The sequence below is a fragment of the Escherichia sp. B1147 genome (assembly GCF_001660175.1).
Taxonomy (GTDB): Bacteria; Pseudomonadota; Gammaproteobacteria; order Enterobacterales; family Enterobacteriaceae; genus Escherichia; species Escherichia whittamii.
The window spans coordinates 1-15,576 of the sequence record NZ_LFHY01000012.1 but is presented as its reverse complement, the minus strand read 5'-3'; the positions used below and the strand labels follow the sequence as shown (position 1 = coordinate 15,576).

The 15,576-nt window shown below is 49.8% G+C and carries 14 protein-coding genes, 4 tRNA genes and 1 pseudogene; 15 read left to right on the top strand and 4 right to left on the bottom strand.

The genetic code is table 11. The features are described 5' to 3' along the window. Positions 1–2: 2 nt before the first annotated feature. The 4 genes and pseudogenes from A9180_RS11300 to glmS form a co-directional block, all read right to left on the bottom strand. Positions 3–1,244 carry a methylaspartate ammonia-lyase gene (locus A9180_RS11300; protein WP_064528864.1) on the bottom strand — a complete coding sequence of 414 codons (1,242 nt, stop codon included), beginning with the start codon at positions 1,242–1,244 and terminating at the stop codon, positions 3–5. Further along, positions 1,244–2,676, bottom strand: a pseudogene (locus A9180_RS11295) (methylaspartate mutase subunit E). The gene A9180_RS11300 and the pseudogene A9180_RS11295 overlap by 1 nt, the downstream one beginning before the upstream one ends. 18 nt (positions 2,677–2,694) lie before the next feature. Further along, complete coding sequence (glmL, locus tag A9180_RS11290) at positions 2,695–4,083, bottom strand: methylaspartate mutase accessory protein GlmL (protein WP_064528862.1); 1,389 nt, start codon at positions 4,081–4,083, stop codon at positions 2,695–2,697. After that, positions 4,083–4,532, bottom strand: a complete 450-nt coding sequence (gene glmS, locus A9180_RS11285) for a methylaspartate mutase subunit S (RefSeq protein ID WP_064528860.1) — start codon at positions 4,530–4,532, stop codon at positions 4,083–4,085. The genes glmL and glmS overlap by 1 nt, the downstream gene beginning before the upstream one ends. Positions 4,533–5,915: 1,383 nt before the next feature. Between glmS and cydA the strand changes: the two genes are divergently transcribed. The 15 genes from cydA (at position 5,916) to A9180_RS11205 (ending at position 15,512) form a co-directional block, all read left to right on the top strand. Beyond that, entirely contained in the window at positions 5,916–7,484 is a 1,569-nt protein-coding gene (cydA, locus tag A9180_RS11280; RefSeq protein ID WP_064528858.1) for a cytochrome ubiquinol oxidase subunit I, read from the top strand. A 15-nt stretch (positions 7,485–7,499) separates the two neighbouring features. Continuing rightward, complete coding sequence (gene cydB, locus A9180_RS11275) at positions 7,500–8,639, top strand: cytochrome d ubiquinol oxidase subunit II (protein WP_064528856.1); 1,140 nt, start codon at positions 7,500–7,502, stop codon at positions 8,637–8,639. Between the two features lie 14 nt (positions 8,640–8,653). Continuing rightward, positions 8,654–8,767, top strand: coding sequence for a cytochrome bd-I oxidase subunit CydX (gene cydX / locus A9180_RS11270; protein ID WP_000270283.1), 114 nt, complete (start codon positions 8,654–8,656; stop codon positions 8,765–8,767). Then, the gene (ybgE, locus tag A9180_RS11265; RefSeq protein WP_064528854.1) at positions 8,767–9,060 is read left to right on the top strand and encodes a cyd operon protein YbgE; all 294 of its coding nucleotides are present in this window, start codon (positions 8,767–8,769) and stop codon (positions 9,058–9,060) included. The genes cydX and ybgE overlap by 1 nt, the downstream gene beginning before the upstream one ends. A gap of 149 nt (positions 9,061–9,209) precedes the next feature. Continuing rightward, on the top strand, positions 9,210–9,614 hold the full coding sequence (ybgC, locus tag A9180_RS11260) for a tol-pal system-associated acyl-CoA thioesterase (protein ID WP_001098372.1): 405 nt from the start codon (positions 9,210–9,212) through the stop codon (positions 9,612–9,614). Beyond that, complete coding sequence (gene tolQ, locus A9180_RS11255; RefSeq protein ID WP_074399532.1) at positions 9,611–10,303, top strand: Tol-Pal system protein TolQ; 693 nt, start codon at positions 9,611–9,613, stop codon at positions 10,301–10,303. Before ybgC ends, tolQ begins: the two co-directional genes overlap by 4 nt. 3 nt (positions 10,304–10,306) lie before the next feature. Continuing rightward, the gene (tolR, locus tag A9180_RS11250; RefSeq protein WP_000090097.1) at positions 10,307–10,735 is read left to right on the top strand and encodes a colicin uptake protein TolR; all 429 of its coding nucleotides are present in this window, start codon (positions 10,307–10,309) and stop codon (positions 10,733–10,735) included. 63 nt (positions 10,736–10,798) lie between these two features. Continuing rightward, positions 10,799–12,079, top strand: a complete 1,281-nt coding sequence (gene tolA, locus A9180_RS11245; RefSeq protein ID WP_064528850.1) for a cell envelope integrity protein TolA — start codon at positions 10,799–10,801, stop codon at positions 12,077–12,079. A 132-nt stretch (positions 12,080–12,211) separates the two neighbouring features. Then, complete coding sequence (tolB, locus tag A9180_RS11240; protein ID WP_010352214.1) at positions 12,212–13,504, top strand: Tol-Pal system beta propeller repeat protein TolB; 1,293 nt, start codon at positions 12,212–12,214, stop codon at positions 13,502–13,504. A gap of 34 nt (positions 13,505–13,538) precedes the next feature. Beyond that, positions 13,539–14,060, top strand: coding sequence for a peptidoglycan-associated lipoprotein Pal (gene pal / locus A9180_RS11235; protein WP_064528848.1), 522 nt, complete (start codon positions 13,539–13,541; stop codon positions 14,058–14,060). A 9-nt stretch (positions 14,061–14,069) separates the two neighbouring features. Then, on the top strand, positions 14,070–14,858 hold the full coding sequence (cpoB, locus tag A9180_RS11230; RefSeq protein ID WP_064528845.1) for a cell division protein CpoB: 789 nt from the start codon (positions 14,070–14,072) through the stop codon (positions 14,856–14,858). Between the two features lie 164 nt (positions 14,859–15,022). Beyond that, positions 15,023–15,098: transfer RNA gene (locus A9180_RS11225), tRNA-Lys, on the top strand. A gap of 35 nt (positions 15,099–15,133) precedes the next feature. Next, positions 15,134–15,209: transfer RNA gene (locus A9180_RS11220), tRNA-Val, on the top strand. A 2-nt stretch (positions 15,210–15,211) separates the two neighbouring features. Next, positions 15,212–15,287: transfer RNA gene (locus A9180_RS11215), tRNA-Lys, on the top strand. Between the two features lie 149 nt (positions 15,288–15,436). Beyond that, a tRNA-Val gene (locus A9180_RS11205) sits at positions 15,437–15,512 on the top strand. The last annotated feature ends 64 nt before the right edge of the window (positions 15,513–15,576 follow it).

The window sequence follows — 15,576 nt, the reverse complement described above, 5'->3', positions numbered from 1 at the left end:
TGTTAATCCTTAGCCAGCATCAGCGCGATAGTACGATTCATTTCGTTGAACACGATGTCGAGGCCCTCGTCAAACCCCATCCCAGGTTTCACCAGCATCCGCATGGGACGCGCGGCAAGAGCTACGTGGACGCAAGTACGGGCGCTGACATCGGTTTCGTTACAGGTGCCACCCTGATAGGCTTCCATTCCGTGGCTGTTGCAGTACAGAACCGCATCGACGATGTTGTGAATACTGCCCAGATCAGGCGTTTTGATTTGCACCATGTGGCAACTGGCTGCATCAGTAAAATCAACGATATCCTGGTAGGTGTTACACCATTCGTCAGCGACAATTTTCACGCCGGAAGCGAGGCGCGTCAGCTCTTTGGTGATGGCAGTCAACAGGCGAATTTGGTCAGGCTTGTTACCGGCATCAATCGGACCTTCAATGTACAGCGGCAGACCTTGTGTTTCTTCTTCCAGGCTGGCGATGTATTGCGCGCAGCGAACAGGATCCATGTCGAAGATCAGACCGATGGTGCCGTATACATCGATGTGCAGGGTAGGGTGGTAGCGAGCGCTGGTGCGTTTGCTCAGAATGCGATCTGACAGCCAGCGGATATATTCGCGCAGTTTTTCCCCCTTAAAGCCCAGCTTCTCTTCGACGTTATTAATCAGTGCATGGGGCAGCACGTCGATCCCTTTGAGGATCATCTTATCGACGGCGATATACCGATCGTCGCCGCTCTGGCCAAATAAAGGAATGGGTTTCGCCACGCGCGGTAGCTGCCATTCATCGCAAATTACTTCAGTTTTCAGACGACCCGTTGCCAGTGCGGTAGCGTCAAGCAGCGCCTGCGATAACCCATAGCGCACGGCGGTATGCAGCAAGTTGCCGTTAACACGCAGCTTGTCGAAAAAACGGGCGTTCGGCACAAACGCATCCACATCGCGGCCTTCCAGTAACGGTTTGATATGGTCATTAAGGAAAGGAATAAAATGCTCTGCGAGGAACAGAGGATCGCGACCGCCTGCCCCGGAGTACTGCACCGCAGCACAATCACCAACTGCGACTGCACCATTTTCCAGAATCAACTGAACTGAAACGCATTCCCCAGCCTGACGTACTGCGCTAAAACCAGACGTAACCGGCTCTCCGGTATAAAAAAATCCGTCGTGACCCGCTCCGTTTTTTATCGCCTGCTGGTCATCGAAATAGAATGAGGAGTAGCCAGCGGTGAAAAGGGCCTGTTTTATTTTCATTATGGTCTTCCTATTAATTTACTGTGGGATACAGCATTGATGTCATCTACAACCATCTGGAATGTCGGTTGGCGTCCTTCAACGCGTGCGCGTTCGGCAACATAATCGTGGTGAAGGTCGAGAATGTCTTTTGGCAACGGAACGGCGCCAGCTTCCAGCACGCGTATTGCGCCGGTGTTGTCGCGGACCGGAAGAATTTTGCCCGCGTTGCAGGCGGCTGGCGCAAAAGGCACATCCAGTACGCCCGCTTCAAATGCCAGCACCGTACCGCGCGCGATATCCCCATTCCCCAGTTCGAACACTTTATTCAGCACGGCGCGAACTTCGCTCTTAATCAGCTCAACTTCCAGTTCCACCGCAGGACACGGCGGGAATTTCTGATTGCTAACCATATTGAGCATTTGGCGGGAGGCTTTCAGCCCCTGCACGTTGGCGGCAGCGGTAGGGATGCCCCAGGCTTCATGCGGACTCTTGGTTATCACTTTTGTTGCGCCCGACATTCCGGCAACCGCCGCGCCCCAGGAGATAATCGCGAACGCTTTTGACTCGTCTTCCGGGAAACCGCCCATCCACTGGTGGAACACCGTACTTAATTCGTAATCTGCATAGCCATGGTTCTGGAAGTATTCGTGAGCGAGTTCACGCAAAGACTGGATCGCCGCAATATCTTGCGTCAGGCTTCCGACCTGACCATAACCGACGGTGATAGATTTCACGCCCTGTTCCAGCGCCAGCAAGCCCTCGATTATCGCAATAGAGTGCGAGATAAACGGTGGAATTAAGGTATCTGTAAGCGGGCCAAACGGTTCGCGGTTGATGCGAATACCGTACTCTTCATACAGCCCCATTAAACGGTCGCAGTACTGCCAGTCGCGGATCGATTTTTCCAGTGTCACGCGTTTGGCATACGGAATATTGTAGGAAATGCCACCGCCTTCATAGCTGGTGAAGCCGCTGGCCATTGAAATTTCAGCCAGCAGCCGCGCATCTGGTGTGCCGTGGCGGATCTGTAGCGGTTTTTGCAGGGTTTCGGTCAGACGACGACATGCTGCGACGCCGTGGTTAACCACCGGTAAACCGTTCAGTTTAGAGGTTCCGGCTTAATCCCTATCGCGGCTTCTTCGTAACGATTCAGACGGGTATAGACATCGATGGTGCTCGGCAGCAGATCACACTCATCTTGCAGAGTTTTTAGTAGTTCGATGTGTTCGTCCATCAACGCCACGCCTGCGCGCGGTTGGCTAAGTGTTTTACCTTCCAGGTCTGCTTTCAGTAGGGCAAGGGAAAAGCGTTTATGATCAGGAATGGTTTGTTGATATTTAAAGCCATCTTCGAAGTGTTCAACATCCTTGCCGGTTTCCCAGGTTTTCAGTACCTGTTGCCGCTCGGTCATGAATTCGTCATGGGTTAATTTCTTATTTCGAAGTTCCATTGATTGCTGCCTTAATTGTTATAGGGTTAAGCATTGAATACTGGTACGCGCGGCGGCCTGTGGATCTACTCTGGCGACGTTTGCCAGCAGTGGAAATAGCCCCCGTGAATCGCGGTAATATTCAAATTCGGTCGGTAAGAGAATGCGTTTGCCGTCGTCGTTTAACTCGCGGTATTTCAACCAACGATGAATATCAAACTGGCTGGCGCGCGACAGCCATCCACCGGAACCAACGACTTTGCGCACGGTGGTCAGGTCGCGTCCCATCTGTAAATCGACATTGCCGACGCAGGTGCAGACCTCTTTTTTGGTGCCGGCATGACGCTCGGTGGCGTAACCTACGCACAGTCCGGCCAGCACAGTATCGAAATATTTTTCTTCTGCGTTAGTGGGTAAATGATCGGGATGTGCGACTAAATGACGGAGATAATGATAAAAAGCGTCCTGCTGTGTGGGGTGCTGAGAAAAGAGCACATTAACTAAGTCTTTTGCGCTTTCACCAACCACCATGGCTGAGACGCGCATTCCCAGATCGCCTTCAACGGTCCGTTTTACGAATGGTTCCGGTACGCCGTGTAAAACGGTGTCGGGCGAAAGATTATTGGCACAGGCAGAATACATATCGGTGGTTGCGCCGCCCATGTCGATCAGCATGAACTCTTTCCAACTGCTATCGACATTACTGATTGCCTTAACCAGTTCAAAAACTGTCCACGGCGTCGGCATCGGCTCTTCGCCCGTTTCATCAACAATTACATCCAGCCCTTTTCCTTTAACAATGCGTTTGAGGAAAATGTCGCAGATGGCCTGACGTGCGGCGAAAGGGGAGGGATTTTCAAGATCAGGCAGGACGTTATCGACGATGGTCAGATCTTTATGCCCGAGGATGTCCTGTATGTTGTCCTGAATATCCCGGTTTCCGGCATAAATAATGGCGCAATCGAGTTTTGATTCCGCCAGCACACGGGCGTTATTTAGCCCGTAACTCTCTTCTCCGCCATCGGTGCCGCCCGTGAACAAGAGGATATCGGGTGGTGACTCTTCCAGCGCCTGAATATCACGGCGGTTCAGCTTGTAGGAGTAATTCTGCGCAATTTTAGCGCCAGCAGAGTGAGCGGTTACTTTCGCGGATTCCAGGGTAATAGAAGGCACTAATCCCATTGCGGCAACCGCCAGTCCACCTTTGGCTGAAGAGGAGTACTTCAATGCGACTTCGCCACTTTTTAACAGGGGGAGGGCGTTATTTACGTTTAACACCTGATTCAGGCTTGAGAAAAAACCATCGGCCAGATGACGCGTGGTGGTTGGAGTCAGAACGTGGTTAACCAGCGTTAACGCGTCCCCCTCCCGGGTAAAGAGGGCAGCTTTGGTCCACGTCGATCCAATATCGACAGAGACGATTTGCATCAGATGGCCTCTTCGAAAATACGTGTTTCAACACCATGACGCTGGTTGATATCGTTGGCCATCAGCTGGCAGACATCTTCTAAGTCATGACTGGGGGCGAAGACGCGGTCAAAACCCATCTCTTTGAATTTGATTTCCACGTCGGCGAAGTCATGTTTACCCACCACCAGGTTACCGCCTACATAGAGCAGAATGTCGCCAAGTCCACGTTCGATGCAGCGTTCACGCATGCCCAGACAGTCGATATCACCATGTCCATAGATAGAGGAAACCACTATCGCGTCAGCGCCAGTTTCAATGGCGGCATCAATATATTCATCCTGGCTGACCATTACGCCCAGGTTAATGACTCTGAAGTCGTGGGAAGTAAAAACGCGATCCAGAACTTTATTGCCAACTGCATGGCAGTCGGCACCAATAACGCCCAGCACAAGTGTTGCTTTCTTCATGGGGAATCCTTTGTAAGACAGAGAGAGGGTAAAATAAGTTACACACGTCGTATTTATGGCCGTTTTCTGCGGCACATGATTAATAACACTGGAGTGTCTTTGTCCTGTCGTCAGGTTGCAATTGATCTATTTTCAAAATATTTTTCGAAAAATGCTTGTTTATGTGGTTGCTTTAAATATGACAGTTATTTCAACTATTTACATATATGGCTGTTATTGATTTTAATTTTTCAAATTATATTGATTTAATGTGTTGATATATTTGTGATCAACATCTGATTTGCATTTTTGTGAGAGTGGGCTGGTTATAAAAGCAGTTCCATAAAGTTGGCTGTGCATTATTAATACAATTTACTGCCGTATTAACATAGAATTGTAACGGTAATGTTGAAAGTAACAAATGGTTAATAACTCATTTGGGGGGGCTATTCATTGGACATAATTAATCATCTCTAATGAAATGATTATTCTGGACCAGTCGAGCGTATTACTTAGAGGGGGCTGGTGTTCAATAACGTTCAGATATAATACCGTTTCATTGTCTCGCCTTGCAGTTGGGCTAATAAAAATAATTTACATATAACAACACAGGATAAACTTAGTTATTGAATCTCATGTTGTTTGGTGTTGGGTCACTGAGCTGTTCGTTGAATATAAGAATGGAAAAATACTTATATCAGATGCAATTTCGCTTAAAAATTTTCTTTTCTTCTCCCTGCAATCTACAAATCAATCCTTTAATGTGATTATTAGCAAGAAAACAATAACATTCCGGGGATAAAGATTGGTGCTCATAAAGACAACAATCAATTAACTTTGATAAAAATATGTTATGTAAAATGAAAACAAATTGGCTAATCTAATCAATTAGTATTATAAAAAGTCGGCAAGGTGCTTTTGTTAAATAAAGTACTGGTTTTTTATCTATATCTTTCCTGGTGGATAAATATTTTGCACTTATATATCACAATAAATTAACAATAAAATCATCAGTAATCTATAGTTTACATGTGATTAACATATTTGATTGATTTTGATATAAATCAATTTTTAAATCTTGAAAAAAATCAGTAAAATGCGATAAATTGTTGTAGATCAAATTGGTGGGGTAGTGACAATTTCGCTATAAATTGATCACTGTCGAAAAATGCAAATTTGCTCAATAAAAACCTGTTTATTGTAAGGATTTTGCAGCGTAATATAATTGCGGGATCAATTTGGTTTATTCATTAACATATTTGTAACTTTTTATCATTGTCTTTTCCTCTTTTGATGAAGTGGCAACGATAGGGGCGAGCAAATACATTTGTATTGGGGCATGCGTGTGACCCTTTCTAACGGGGTTCACTCTCGGAGTCTTCATGCGATGAGCAAGGAGTCATGATGTTAGATATAGTCGAACTGTCGCGCTTACAGTTTGCCTTGACCGCGATGTACCACTTCCTTTTTGTGCCACTGACGCTCGGTATGGCGTTCCTGCTGGCCATTATGGAAACGGTCTACGTCCTTTCCGGCAAACAGATTTATAAAGATATGACCAAGTTCTGGGGCAAGTTGTTTGGTATCAACTTCGCTCTGGGCGTGGCAACCGGTCTGACCATGGAGTTCCAGTTCGGGACTAACTGGTCTTACTATTCCCACTATGTAGGGGATATCTTCGGTGCGCCGCTGGCAATCGAAGGTCTGATGGCCTTCTTCCTCGAATCCACCTTTGTAGGTCTGTTCTTCTTCGGTTGGGATCGTCTGGGTAAAGTTCAGCATATGTGTGTCACCTGGCTGGTGGCGCTCGGTTCAAACCTGTCCGCTCTGTGGATTCTGGTCGCGAACGGCTGGATGCAAAACCCAATCGCGTCGGATTTCAATTTCGAAACCATGCGTATGGAGATGGTGAGCTTCTCCGAGCTGGTGCTTAACCCGGTTGCTCAGGTGAAATTCGTTCACACTGTAGCGTCTGGTTATGTGACTGGCGCGATGTTCATCCTCGGTATCAGCGCATGGTATATGCTGAAAGGCCGTGACTTCGCCTTCGCAAAACGCTCCTTTGCTATCGCTGCCAGCTTCGGTATGGCTGCCGTTCTGTCTGTTATTGTTCTGGGTGATGAATCTGGTTACGAAATGGGCGACGTGCAGAAAACCAAACTGGCTGCAATTGAAGCCGAGTGGGAAACTCAACCTGCGCCTGCTGCCTTTACTCTGTTCGGTATTCCTGATCAGGATGAGCAGACGAACAAATTTGCGATCCAGATCCCTTACGCTCTGGGTATTATCGCAACGCGTTCCGTGGATACACCGGTTATCGGCCTGAAAGAGCTGATGGTGCAGCATGAAGAACGCATCCGTAACGGGATGAAGGCATACTCTCTGCTCGAGCAACTGCGTTCTGGTTCTACCGACCAGGCTGTCCGTGACCAGTTCAATAGTATGAAGAAAGACCTTGGCTACGGTCTGCTGCTGAAACGCTATACGCCGAATGTGGCTGATGCGACTGAAGCGCAGATTCAACAGGCAACCAAAGACTCCATTCCGCGTGTAGCGCCGCTGTACTTCGCGTTCCGTATCATGGTGGCGTGTGGCTTCCTGCTGCTGGCAATCATTGCGCTTTCCTTCTGGAGTGTCATCCGCAATCGTATTGGCGAGAAAAAATGGCTGCTGCGCGCCGCGCTGTACGGTATGCCGCTGCCGTGGATTGCTGTAGAAGCTGGCTGGTTCGTTGCTGAATATGGTCGCCAACCGTGGGCTATCGGTGAAGTGCTGCCTACCGCCGTGGCGAACTCGTCACTGACCGCAGGCGACCTCATCTTCTCGATGGTACTGATTTGCGGTCTGTATACCCTGTTCCTGGTGGCAGAATTGTTCTTAATGTTCAAATTTGCACGCCTTGGCCCAAGCAGCCTGAAAACCGGTCGCTATCACTTTGAGCAGTCTTCCACGACTACTCAGCCGGCACGCTAAGACAGGAGTCGTCAAATGATCGATTATGAAGTATTGCGTTTTATCTGGTGGCTGCTGGTTGGCATTCTGCTGATTGGTTTTGCAGTCACTGACGGTTTCGACATGGGGGTGGGCATGCTCACCCGTTTCCTCGGTCGTAACGACACCGAGCGTCGAATTATGATTAACTCCATCGCACCACACTGGGACGGTAACCAGGTTTGGCTTATCACCGCGGGCGGCGCGCTGTTTGCTGCCTGGCCGATGGTCTATGCCGCTGCGTTCTCCGGCTTCTATGTCGCGATGATCCTCGTGCTGGCGTCTTTGTTCTTCCGTCCGGTCGGTTTTGATTATCGTTCCAAGATTGAAGACACCCGTTGGCGCAACATGTGGGACTGGGGCATCTTCATTGGTAGCTTCGTTCCGCCGCTGGTGATTGGCGTGGCGTTCGGTAACCTGTTGCAGGGCGTACCGTTCAACGTGGATGAATATCTGCGTCTGTACTACACCGGTAACTTCTTCCAGCTGCTTAATCCGTTCGGCCTGCTGGCTGGTGTGGTGAGCGTCGGGATGATCATCACTCAGGGCGCAACCTATCTGCAAATGCGTACCGTGGGCGAACTGCACCTGCGTACCCGTGCAACGGCTCAGGTGGCGGCGCTGGTGACACTGGTGTGCTTCGCACTGGCTGGTGTATGGGTGATGTACGGTATCGATGGTTATGTCGTGAAATCGACAATGGACCATTACGCAGCCTCTAACCCGCTGAATAAAGAAGTGGTTCGTGAAGCTGGCGCATGGTTGGTGAACTTCAACAATATGCCGATTCTGTGGGCTATTCCGGCGCTGGGTGTTGTTCTGCCGCTGCTGACCATCCTGACTGCACGTATGGATAAAGCCGCGTGGGCGTTTGTGTTCTCCTCCCTGACGTTGGCCTGCATCATCCTGACTGCCGGTGTCGCAATGTTCCCGTTTGTGATGCCGTCCAGCACCATGATGAATGCAAGTCTGACAATGTGGGATGCAACTTCCAGCCAGCTGACGCTTAACGTTATGACCTGGGTTGCGGTGGTTCTGGTTCCGATCATTCTTCTCTACACCACCTGGTGTTACTGGAAAATGTTCGGACGTATCACCAAAGAAGACATTGAACGTAACACCCACTCTCTGTACTAAGTAAGGAGCTAATAATGTGGTATTTCGCATGGATTCTGGGAACGCTTCTTGCCTGTTCGTTTGGGGTAATCACCGCGCTGGCGCTTGAGCACGTCGAATCAGGTAAAGCCGGTCAAGAAGACAGCTAATGAGTAAGATTATCGCAACGTTGTATGCGGTAATGGAAAAGCGCCCCTTGCGGGCGCTTTCCTTAGTGATGGCACTTCTGTTAGCAGGATGTATGTTTTGGGACCCATCACGTTTTGCCGCGAAGACCAGTGAACTGGAAATCTGGCATGGATTATTGCTGATGTGGGCCGTCTGCGCAGGCGTAATTCACGGCGTGGGTTTTCGTCCGCAGAAGGTTCTTTGGCAAGGGATTTTTTGCCCACTGCTTGCCGATATTGTTCTCATTGTCGGGCTGATTTTCTTCTTCTTTTAAATCAGAATTCTCTTTAAAAATTTATGGACCTTCAACAGTCCATAAATTTTTACGCTCCCTTAACTTGCCCTCATTCCCAAACCTCAATCGCACGCGTATAGTAGCAGCGTTTAAAAGTTCTAACTTTTGTTGCATTACCGGGATGTAAAGTGAATACAACGCTGTTTCGATGGCCGGTTCGCGTCTACTATGAAGATACCGATGCCGGTGGTGTGGTGTACCACGCCAGTTACATCGCTTTTTATGAAAGAGCACGTACAGAGATGCTGCGTCATCATCACTTCAGTCAACAGGCGCTGATGGCTGAACGCGTTGCCTTCGTGGTGCGTAAGATGACGGTGGAATATTACGCACCTGCGCGGCTCGACGATATGCTCGAAATACAGACTGAAATAACATCAATGCGTGGCACCTCTTTGGTTTTCACGCAACGTATTGTCAACGCTGAGAATACTCTGCTGAATGAAGCCGAGGTTCTGATTGTTTGCGTTGACCCACTCAAAATGAAGCCTCGTGCGCTTCCCAAGTCTATTGTCGCGGAGTTTAAGCAGTGACTGACATGAATATCCTTGATTTGTTCCTGAAGGCGAGCCTTCTGGTTAAACTTATCATGTTGATTTTGATTGGTTTTTCAATCGCATCCTGGGCCATTATTATCCAGCGGACCCGTATTCTTAACGCCGCAGCTCGTGAAGCAGAAGCGTTTGAGGATAAATTCTGGTCTGGAATCGAACTTTCTCGCCTCTATCAGGAGAGCCAGGGAAAACGAGATAATCTCTCGGGGTCGGAACAAATCTTTTACAGTGGGTTCAAAGAATTTGTGCGCCTGCATCGTGCCAACAGCCATGCACCGGAAGCCGTAGTGGAAGGTGCGTCGCGCGCGATGCGTATTTCCATGAACCGTGAGCTGGAAAGTCTGGAAACGCACATTCCGTTCCTCGGCACGGTGGGTTCTATCAGCCCGTATATCGGTCTGTTCGGTACAGTCTGGGGGATCATGCATGCCTTTATCGCTCTCGGCGCGGTGAAGCAGGCAACACTGCAAATGGTTGCTCCAGGCATCGCAGAAGCGTTGATTGCCACAGCTATCGGTCTGTTCGCCGCTATTCCAGCGGTTATGGCCTACAACCGCCTCAACCAGCGCGTAAACAAACTGGAACTGAATTACGACAACTTTATGGAAGAGTTTACCGCGATTCTGCACCGCCAGGCGTTTACCGTTAGCGAGAGCAACAAGGGGTAAGCCATGGCCAGAGCGCGTGGACGAGGTCGTCGCGATCTCAAGTCCGAAATCAACATCGTACCGTTGCTGGACGTACTGCTGGTGCTGCTGCTGATCTTTATGGCAACGGCGCCAATTATTACCCAGAGCGTGGAGGTCGATCTGCCAGACGCTACTGAATCACAGGCAGTGAGCAGTAACGATAATCCGCCTGTGATTGTTGAAGTGTCTGGTATTGGTCAGTACACCGTGGTGGTTGAGAAAGATCGTCTGGAGCGTTTACCACCTGAGCAGGTGGTGGCGGAAGTGTCCAGCCGTTTCAAGGCCAACCCGAAAACGGTCTTTCTGATCGGTGGCGCAAAAGATGTGCCTTACGATGAAATAATTAAAGCGCTGAACTTGTTACACAGTGCGGGTGTGAAATCGGTTGGTTTAATGACGCAGCCTATTTAAGCATCTGCGTTTCCCTTGCTTTAAGAGAGCGGGTAACAGGCGAACAGTTTTTGGGAACCGAGAGTGTCAAAGGCAACCGAACAAAACGACAAGCTCAAACGGGCGATAATTATTTCAGCAGTGCTGCATATCATTTTATTTGCGGCGCTGATCTGGAGTTCGTTCGATGAGAACATAGAAGCTTCAGCCGGTGGCGGCGGTGGTTCATCCATCGACGCCGTCATGGTTGATTCAGGCGCAATAGTTGAGCAGTACAAGCGCATGCAAAGCCAGGAATCAAGTGCGCAGCGTTCTGAAGAACAGCGTAAGAAACAGGAGCAGCAGGCTGCTGAAGAGTTGCGCGAGAAACAAGCTGCAGAACAGGAACGCCTGAAGCAAATTGAAAAAGAACGTTTAGCAGCTCAGGAGCAGAAAAAGCAGGCTGAAGAAGCGGCTAAACAAGCTGAGTTAAAGCAAAAACAAGCGGAAGAGGCGGCAGCGAAAGCTGCGGCAGATGCTAAAGCGAAGGCCGAAGCGGATGCTAAAGCTGCGGAAGAAGCAGCGAAGAAAGCAGCTGCGGACGCGAAGAAAAAAGCAGAAGCAGAAGCCGCCAAAGCCGCAGCAGAAGCGCAGAAAAAAGCTGAGGCCGAAGCCGCCAAAGCTGCAGCGGCGCTGAAGAAGAAAGCGGAAGCGGCAGAAGCAGCCGCTGCGGAAGCAAGAAAGAAAGCAGCTGCTGAAGCTGCTGAAAAGGCGAAGGCAGAAGCTGAGAAGAAAGCGGCTGCTGAAAAGGCGGCTGCGGATAAGAAAGCAGCCGCAGAGAAAGCCGCAGCCGAGAAAAAAGCAGCGGCAGAAAAAGCGGCTGCTGAAAAGGCTGCCGCTGATAAGAAAGCCGCTGCAGAAAAAGCCGCCGCAGACAAAAAAGCGGCAGCGGCAAAAGCAGCAGCTGAAAAAGCGGCTGCAGCAAAAGCTGCCGCAGAGGCAGATGATATTTTCGGTGAACTAAGCTCTGGTAAGAATGCACCGAAAACGGGGGGAGGGGCGAAAGGGAACAATGCTTCGCCTGCCGGGAGTGGTAATACTAAAAACAATGGCGCATCAGGCGCAGATATCAATAACTATGCCGGGCAGATTAAATCTGCTATCGAAAGTAAGTTCTATGATGCTTCGTCTTATGCAGGTAAAACCTGTACGTTGCGCATAAAACTGGCACCAGATGGCATGTTACTGGATATCAAACCTGAAGGTGGCGATCCCGCACTTTGTCAGGCTGCACTGGCAGCAGCTAAACTTGCGAAGATCCCAAAACCACCAAGCCAGGCAGTATATGAAGTGTTCAAGAACGCACCATTGGACTTCAAACCGTAATCGCGATGTTGGGCGTCACGGCGGTCAACATCAGACACCGGTTATCGTCGGGTTCTGGTAGTTTTGTGTATTTGAGTTTGTTAACATTCTGCTAAATTATCGTGGGCTATCTGTCCAGATAAGGGAGATATGATGAAGCAGGCATTACGAGTAGCATTTGGTTTTCTCATACTGTGGGCGTCAGTTCTGCATGCTGAAGTCCGCATTGTGATCGACAGTGGTGTAGATTCCGGTCGTCCTATTGGTGTCGTTCCATTCCAGTGGGCGGGACCAGGTGCGGCACCTGAAGATATTGGCGGCATCGTTGCTGCTGACTTGCGTAACAGCGGTAAATTTAATCCGTTAGATCGCGCTCGTCTGCCTCAACAGCCAGGTAGCGCGCAGGAAGTTCAACCGGCTGCATGGTCTGCGCTGGGCATTGACGCTGTCGTAGTAGGTCAGGTAACTCCGAATCCGGACGGTTCTTATAATGTCGCTTATCAGCTGGTTGATACCGGCGGTGCACCGGGTACTGTACTTGCTCAGAACTCATACAAAGTAAACAAGCAATGGCTGCGTTACGCTGGTCATACCGCCAGTGATGAAGTGTTTGAAAAACTGACCGGCATTAAAGGTGCGTTCCGTACCCGTATTGCCTATGTTGTTCAGACCAATGGCGGCCAGTTCCCGTATGAGTTGCGCGTGTCTGACTATGATGGCTACAACCAGTTTGTGGTTCACCGTTCTCCGCAGCCGCTGATGTCTCCGGCGTGGTCACCGGACGGTTCTAAACTGGCATATGTTACCTTCGAAAGCGGTCGTTCCGCGCTGGTTATCCAGACGCTGGCTAACGGTGCGGTGCGTCAGGTTGCTTCATTCCCGCGTCACAACGGTGCGCCTGCATTCTCGCCAGACGGCAGCAAACTGGCTTTCGCGCTGTCTAAAACCGGTAGCCTGAATCTGTACGTAATGGATTTAGCCTCTGGTCAAATCCGTCAGGTGACAGATGGTCGCAGCAACAACACCGAACCGACCTGGTTCCCGGACAGTCAGAACCTGGCCTTTACCTCTGACCAGGCCGGTCGTCCGCAGGTTTATAAAGTGAATATCAACGGCGGTGCGCCGCAACGTATTACCTGGGAAGGTTCGCAGAACCAGGATGCGGATGTCAGCAGCGACGGTAAATTTATGGTAATGGTCAGCTCCAATGGTGGGCAGCAGCACATTGCCAAACAAGATCTGGTAACGGGAGGCGTACAAGTTCTGTCCTCAACGTTCCTGGATGAAACGCCAAGTCTGGCACCTAACGGCACTATGGTAATCTACAGCTCTTCTCAGGGGATGGGATCCGTGCTGAATTTGGTTTCTACAGATGGGCGTTTCAAAGCGCGTCTTCCGGCAACTGATGGACAGGTCAAATTCCCTGCCTGGTCGCCGTATCTGTGATAATAATTAATTGAATAGTAAAGGAATCATTGAAATGCAACTGAACAAAGTGCTGAAAGGGCTGATGATTGCTCTGCCTGTTATGGCAATTGGGGCATGTTCTTCCAACAAGAACGCCAGCAATGACGGCAGCGAAGGCATGCTGGGTGCCGGCACTGGTATGGATGCGAACGGCGGAAATGGCAACATGTCTTCCGAAGAGCAGGCTCGTCTGCAAATGCAACAGCTGCAGCAGAACAACATCGTTTACTTCGATCTGGACAAATACGATATCCGTTCTGACTTCGCTCAAATGCTGGATGCACACGCAAACTTCCTGCGTAGCAACCCGTCTTACAAAGTCACCGTAGAAGGTCACGCGGACGAACGTGGTACTCCGGAATACAACATCTCCCTGGGTGAACGTCGTGCGAACGCCGTTAAGATGTACCTGCAGGGTAAAGGCGTTTCTGCAGACCAGATCTCCATCGTTTCTTACGGTAAAGAAAAACCTGCAGTACTGGGTCATGACGAAGCGGCATACTCCAAAAACCGTCGTGCGGTACTGGTTTACTAAGAGAATTGCATGAGCAGTAACTTCAGACATCAACTATTGAGTCTGTCGTTACTGGTTGGTATAGCGGCCCCCTGGGCCGCTTTTGCTCAGGCACCAATCAGTAGTGTCGGCTCAGGCTCGGTCGAAGACCGTGTCACTCAACTTGAGCGTATTTCTAATGCTCACAGCCAGCTTTTAACCCAACTCCAGCAACAACTCTCTGATAATCAGTCCGATATTGATTCCCTGCGTGGTCAAATTCAGGAAAATCAGTATCAACTGAATCAGGTCGTGGAGCGGCAAAAGCAGATCCTGTTGCAGATCGATAGCCTCAGCAGCGGTGGCGCAGCGGCACAATCAGCCAGCGGCGATCAAAGCGGGGCGGCGGCAACGACGCCGACAGCTGATGCAGGTGCTGCAAATGCTGGTGCGCCGGTGAAAAGCGGCGATGCAAACACTGATTACAATGCAGCTATTGCGCTGGTGCAGGATAAATCCCGCCAGGATGACGCGATGGCGGCATTTCAGAATTTCATCAAAAATTATCCTGATTCAACTTACCTGCCCAACGCCAATTATTGGCTGGGTCAGTTAAACTACAACAAGGGTAAGAAAGATGATGCGGCGTACTATTTTGCTTCGGTGGTGAAAAACTATCCGAAGTCACCAAAGGCTGCAGATGCGATGTTTAAAGTTGGCGTCATCATGCAGGATAAAGGTGATACTGCGAAAGCAAAAGCCGTGTATCAGCAGGTTATCAGTAAATACCCTGGTACTGATGGCGCTAAACAGGCGCAAAAACGTCTGAACGCCATGTAATGCATAACACGCGACCAGAAGTCGCATTATTTCTGGTCGTGTCGTGCGAATCATAAGCAGTTGAGTGATCTACATCGAAATTTTTGTTGCGCTCAAGTCTGAAATCAGTAATATATGCCGCCGTTGCCACGGGATATCAAACAAACCAAAAGCAACGCAAAAGTGGGTCGTTAGCTCAGTTGGTAGAGCAGTTGACTTTTAATCAATTGGTCGCAGGTTCGAATCCTGCACGACCCACCACTAACATAGTTAGTTGTAGTATCCAGCGTAGTATCGGGTGATTAGCTCAGCTGGGAGAGCACCTCCCTTACAAGGAGGGGGTCGGCGGTTCGATCCCGTCATCACCCACCACCGGGTCGTTAGCTCAGTTGGTAGAGCAGTTGACTTTTAATCAATTGGTCGCAGGTTCGAATCCTGCACGACCCACCAATTTTAACATCTAACTCGGATGTTAAGCGTGTAGGATAACGTTGCGTCAGCAACGGCCCGTAGGGCGAGCGAAGCGAGTCATCCTGCACGACCCACCACTAATTACGGTGGATTAGGTGGAAATAGTTTGTAGTATCCAGCGCAGTATCGGGTGATTAGCTCAGCTGGGAGAGCACCTCCCTTACAAGGAGGGGGTCGGCGGTTCGATCCCGTCATCACCCACCACTCGGGTCGTTAGCTCAGTTGGTAGAGCAGTTGACTTTTAATCAATTGGTCGCAGGTTCGAATC

Bases quoted from the DNA above. Each gene is read 5' to 3' on its own strand.
- tolR (WP_000090097.1), top strand. From the start codon at position 10,307: ATGGCCAGAGCGCGTGGACGAGGTCGTCGCGATCTCAAGTCCGAAATC.
- A9180_RS11300 (WP_064528864.1), bottom strand. From the start codon at position 1,244: ATGAAAATAAAACAGGCCCTTTTCACCGCTGGCTACTCCTCATTCTAT.
- cpoB (WP_064528845.1), top strand. From the start codon at position 14,070: ATGAGCAGTAACTTCAGACATCAACTATTGAGTCTGTCGTTACTGGTT.
- glmL (WP_064528862.1), bottom strand. From the start codon at position 4,083: ATGCAAATCGTCTCTGTCGATATTGGATCGACGTGGACCAAAGCTGCC.
- cydA (WP_064528858.1), top strand. From the start codon at position 5,916: ATGTTAGATATAGTCGAACTGTCGCGCTTACAGTTTGCCTTGACCGCG.
- tolB (WP_010352214.1), top strand. From the start codon at position 12,212: ATGAAGCAGGCATTACGAGTAGCATTTGGTTTTCTCATACTGTGGGCG.
- glmS (WP_064528860.1), bottom strand. From the start codon at position 4,532: ATGAAGAAAGCAACACTTGTGCTGGGCGTTATTGGTGCCGACTGCCAT.
- ybgE (WP_064528854.1), top strand. From the start codon at position 8,767: ATGAGTAAGATTATCGCAACGTTGTATGCGGTAATGGAAAAGCGCCCC.
- pal (WP_064528848.1), top strand. From the start codon at position 13,539: ATGCAACTGAACAAAGTGCTGAAAGGGCTGATGATTGCTCTGCCTGTT.
- cydX (WP_000270283.1), top strand. From the start codon at position 8,654: ATGTGGTATTTCGCATGGATTCTGGGAACGCTTCTTGCCTGTTCGTTT.
- cydB (WP_064528856.1), top strand. From the start codon at position 7,500: ATGATCGATTATGAAGTATTGCGTTTTATCTGGTGGCTGCTGGTTGGC.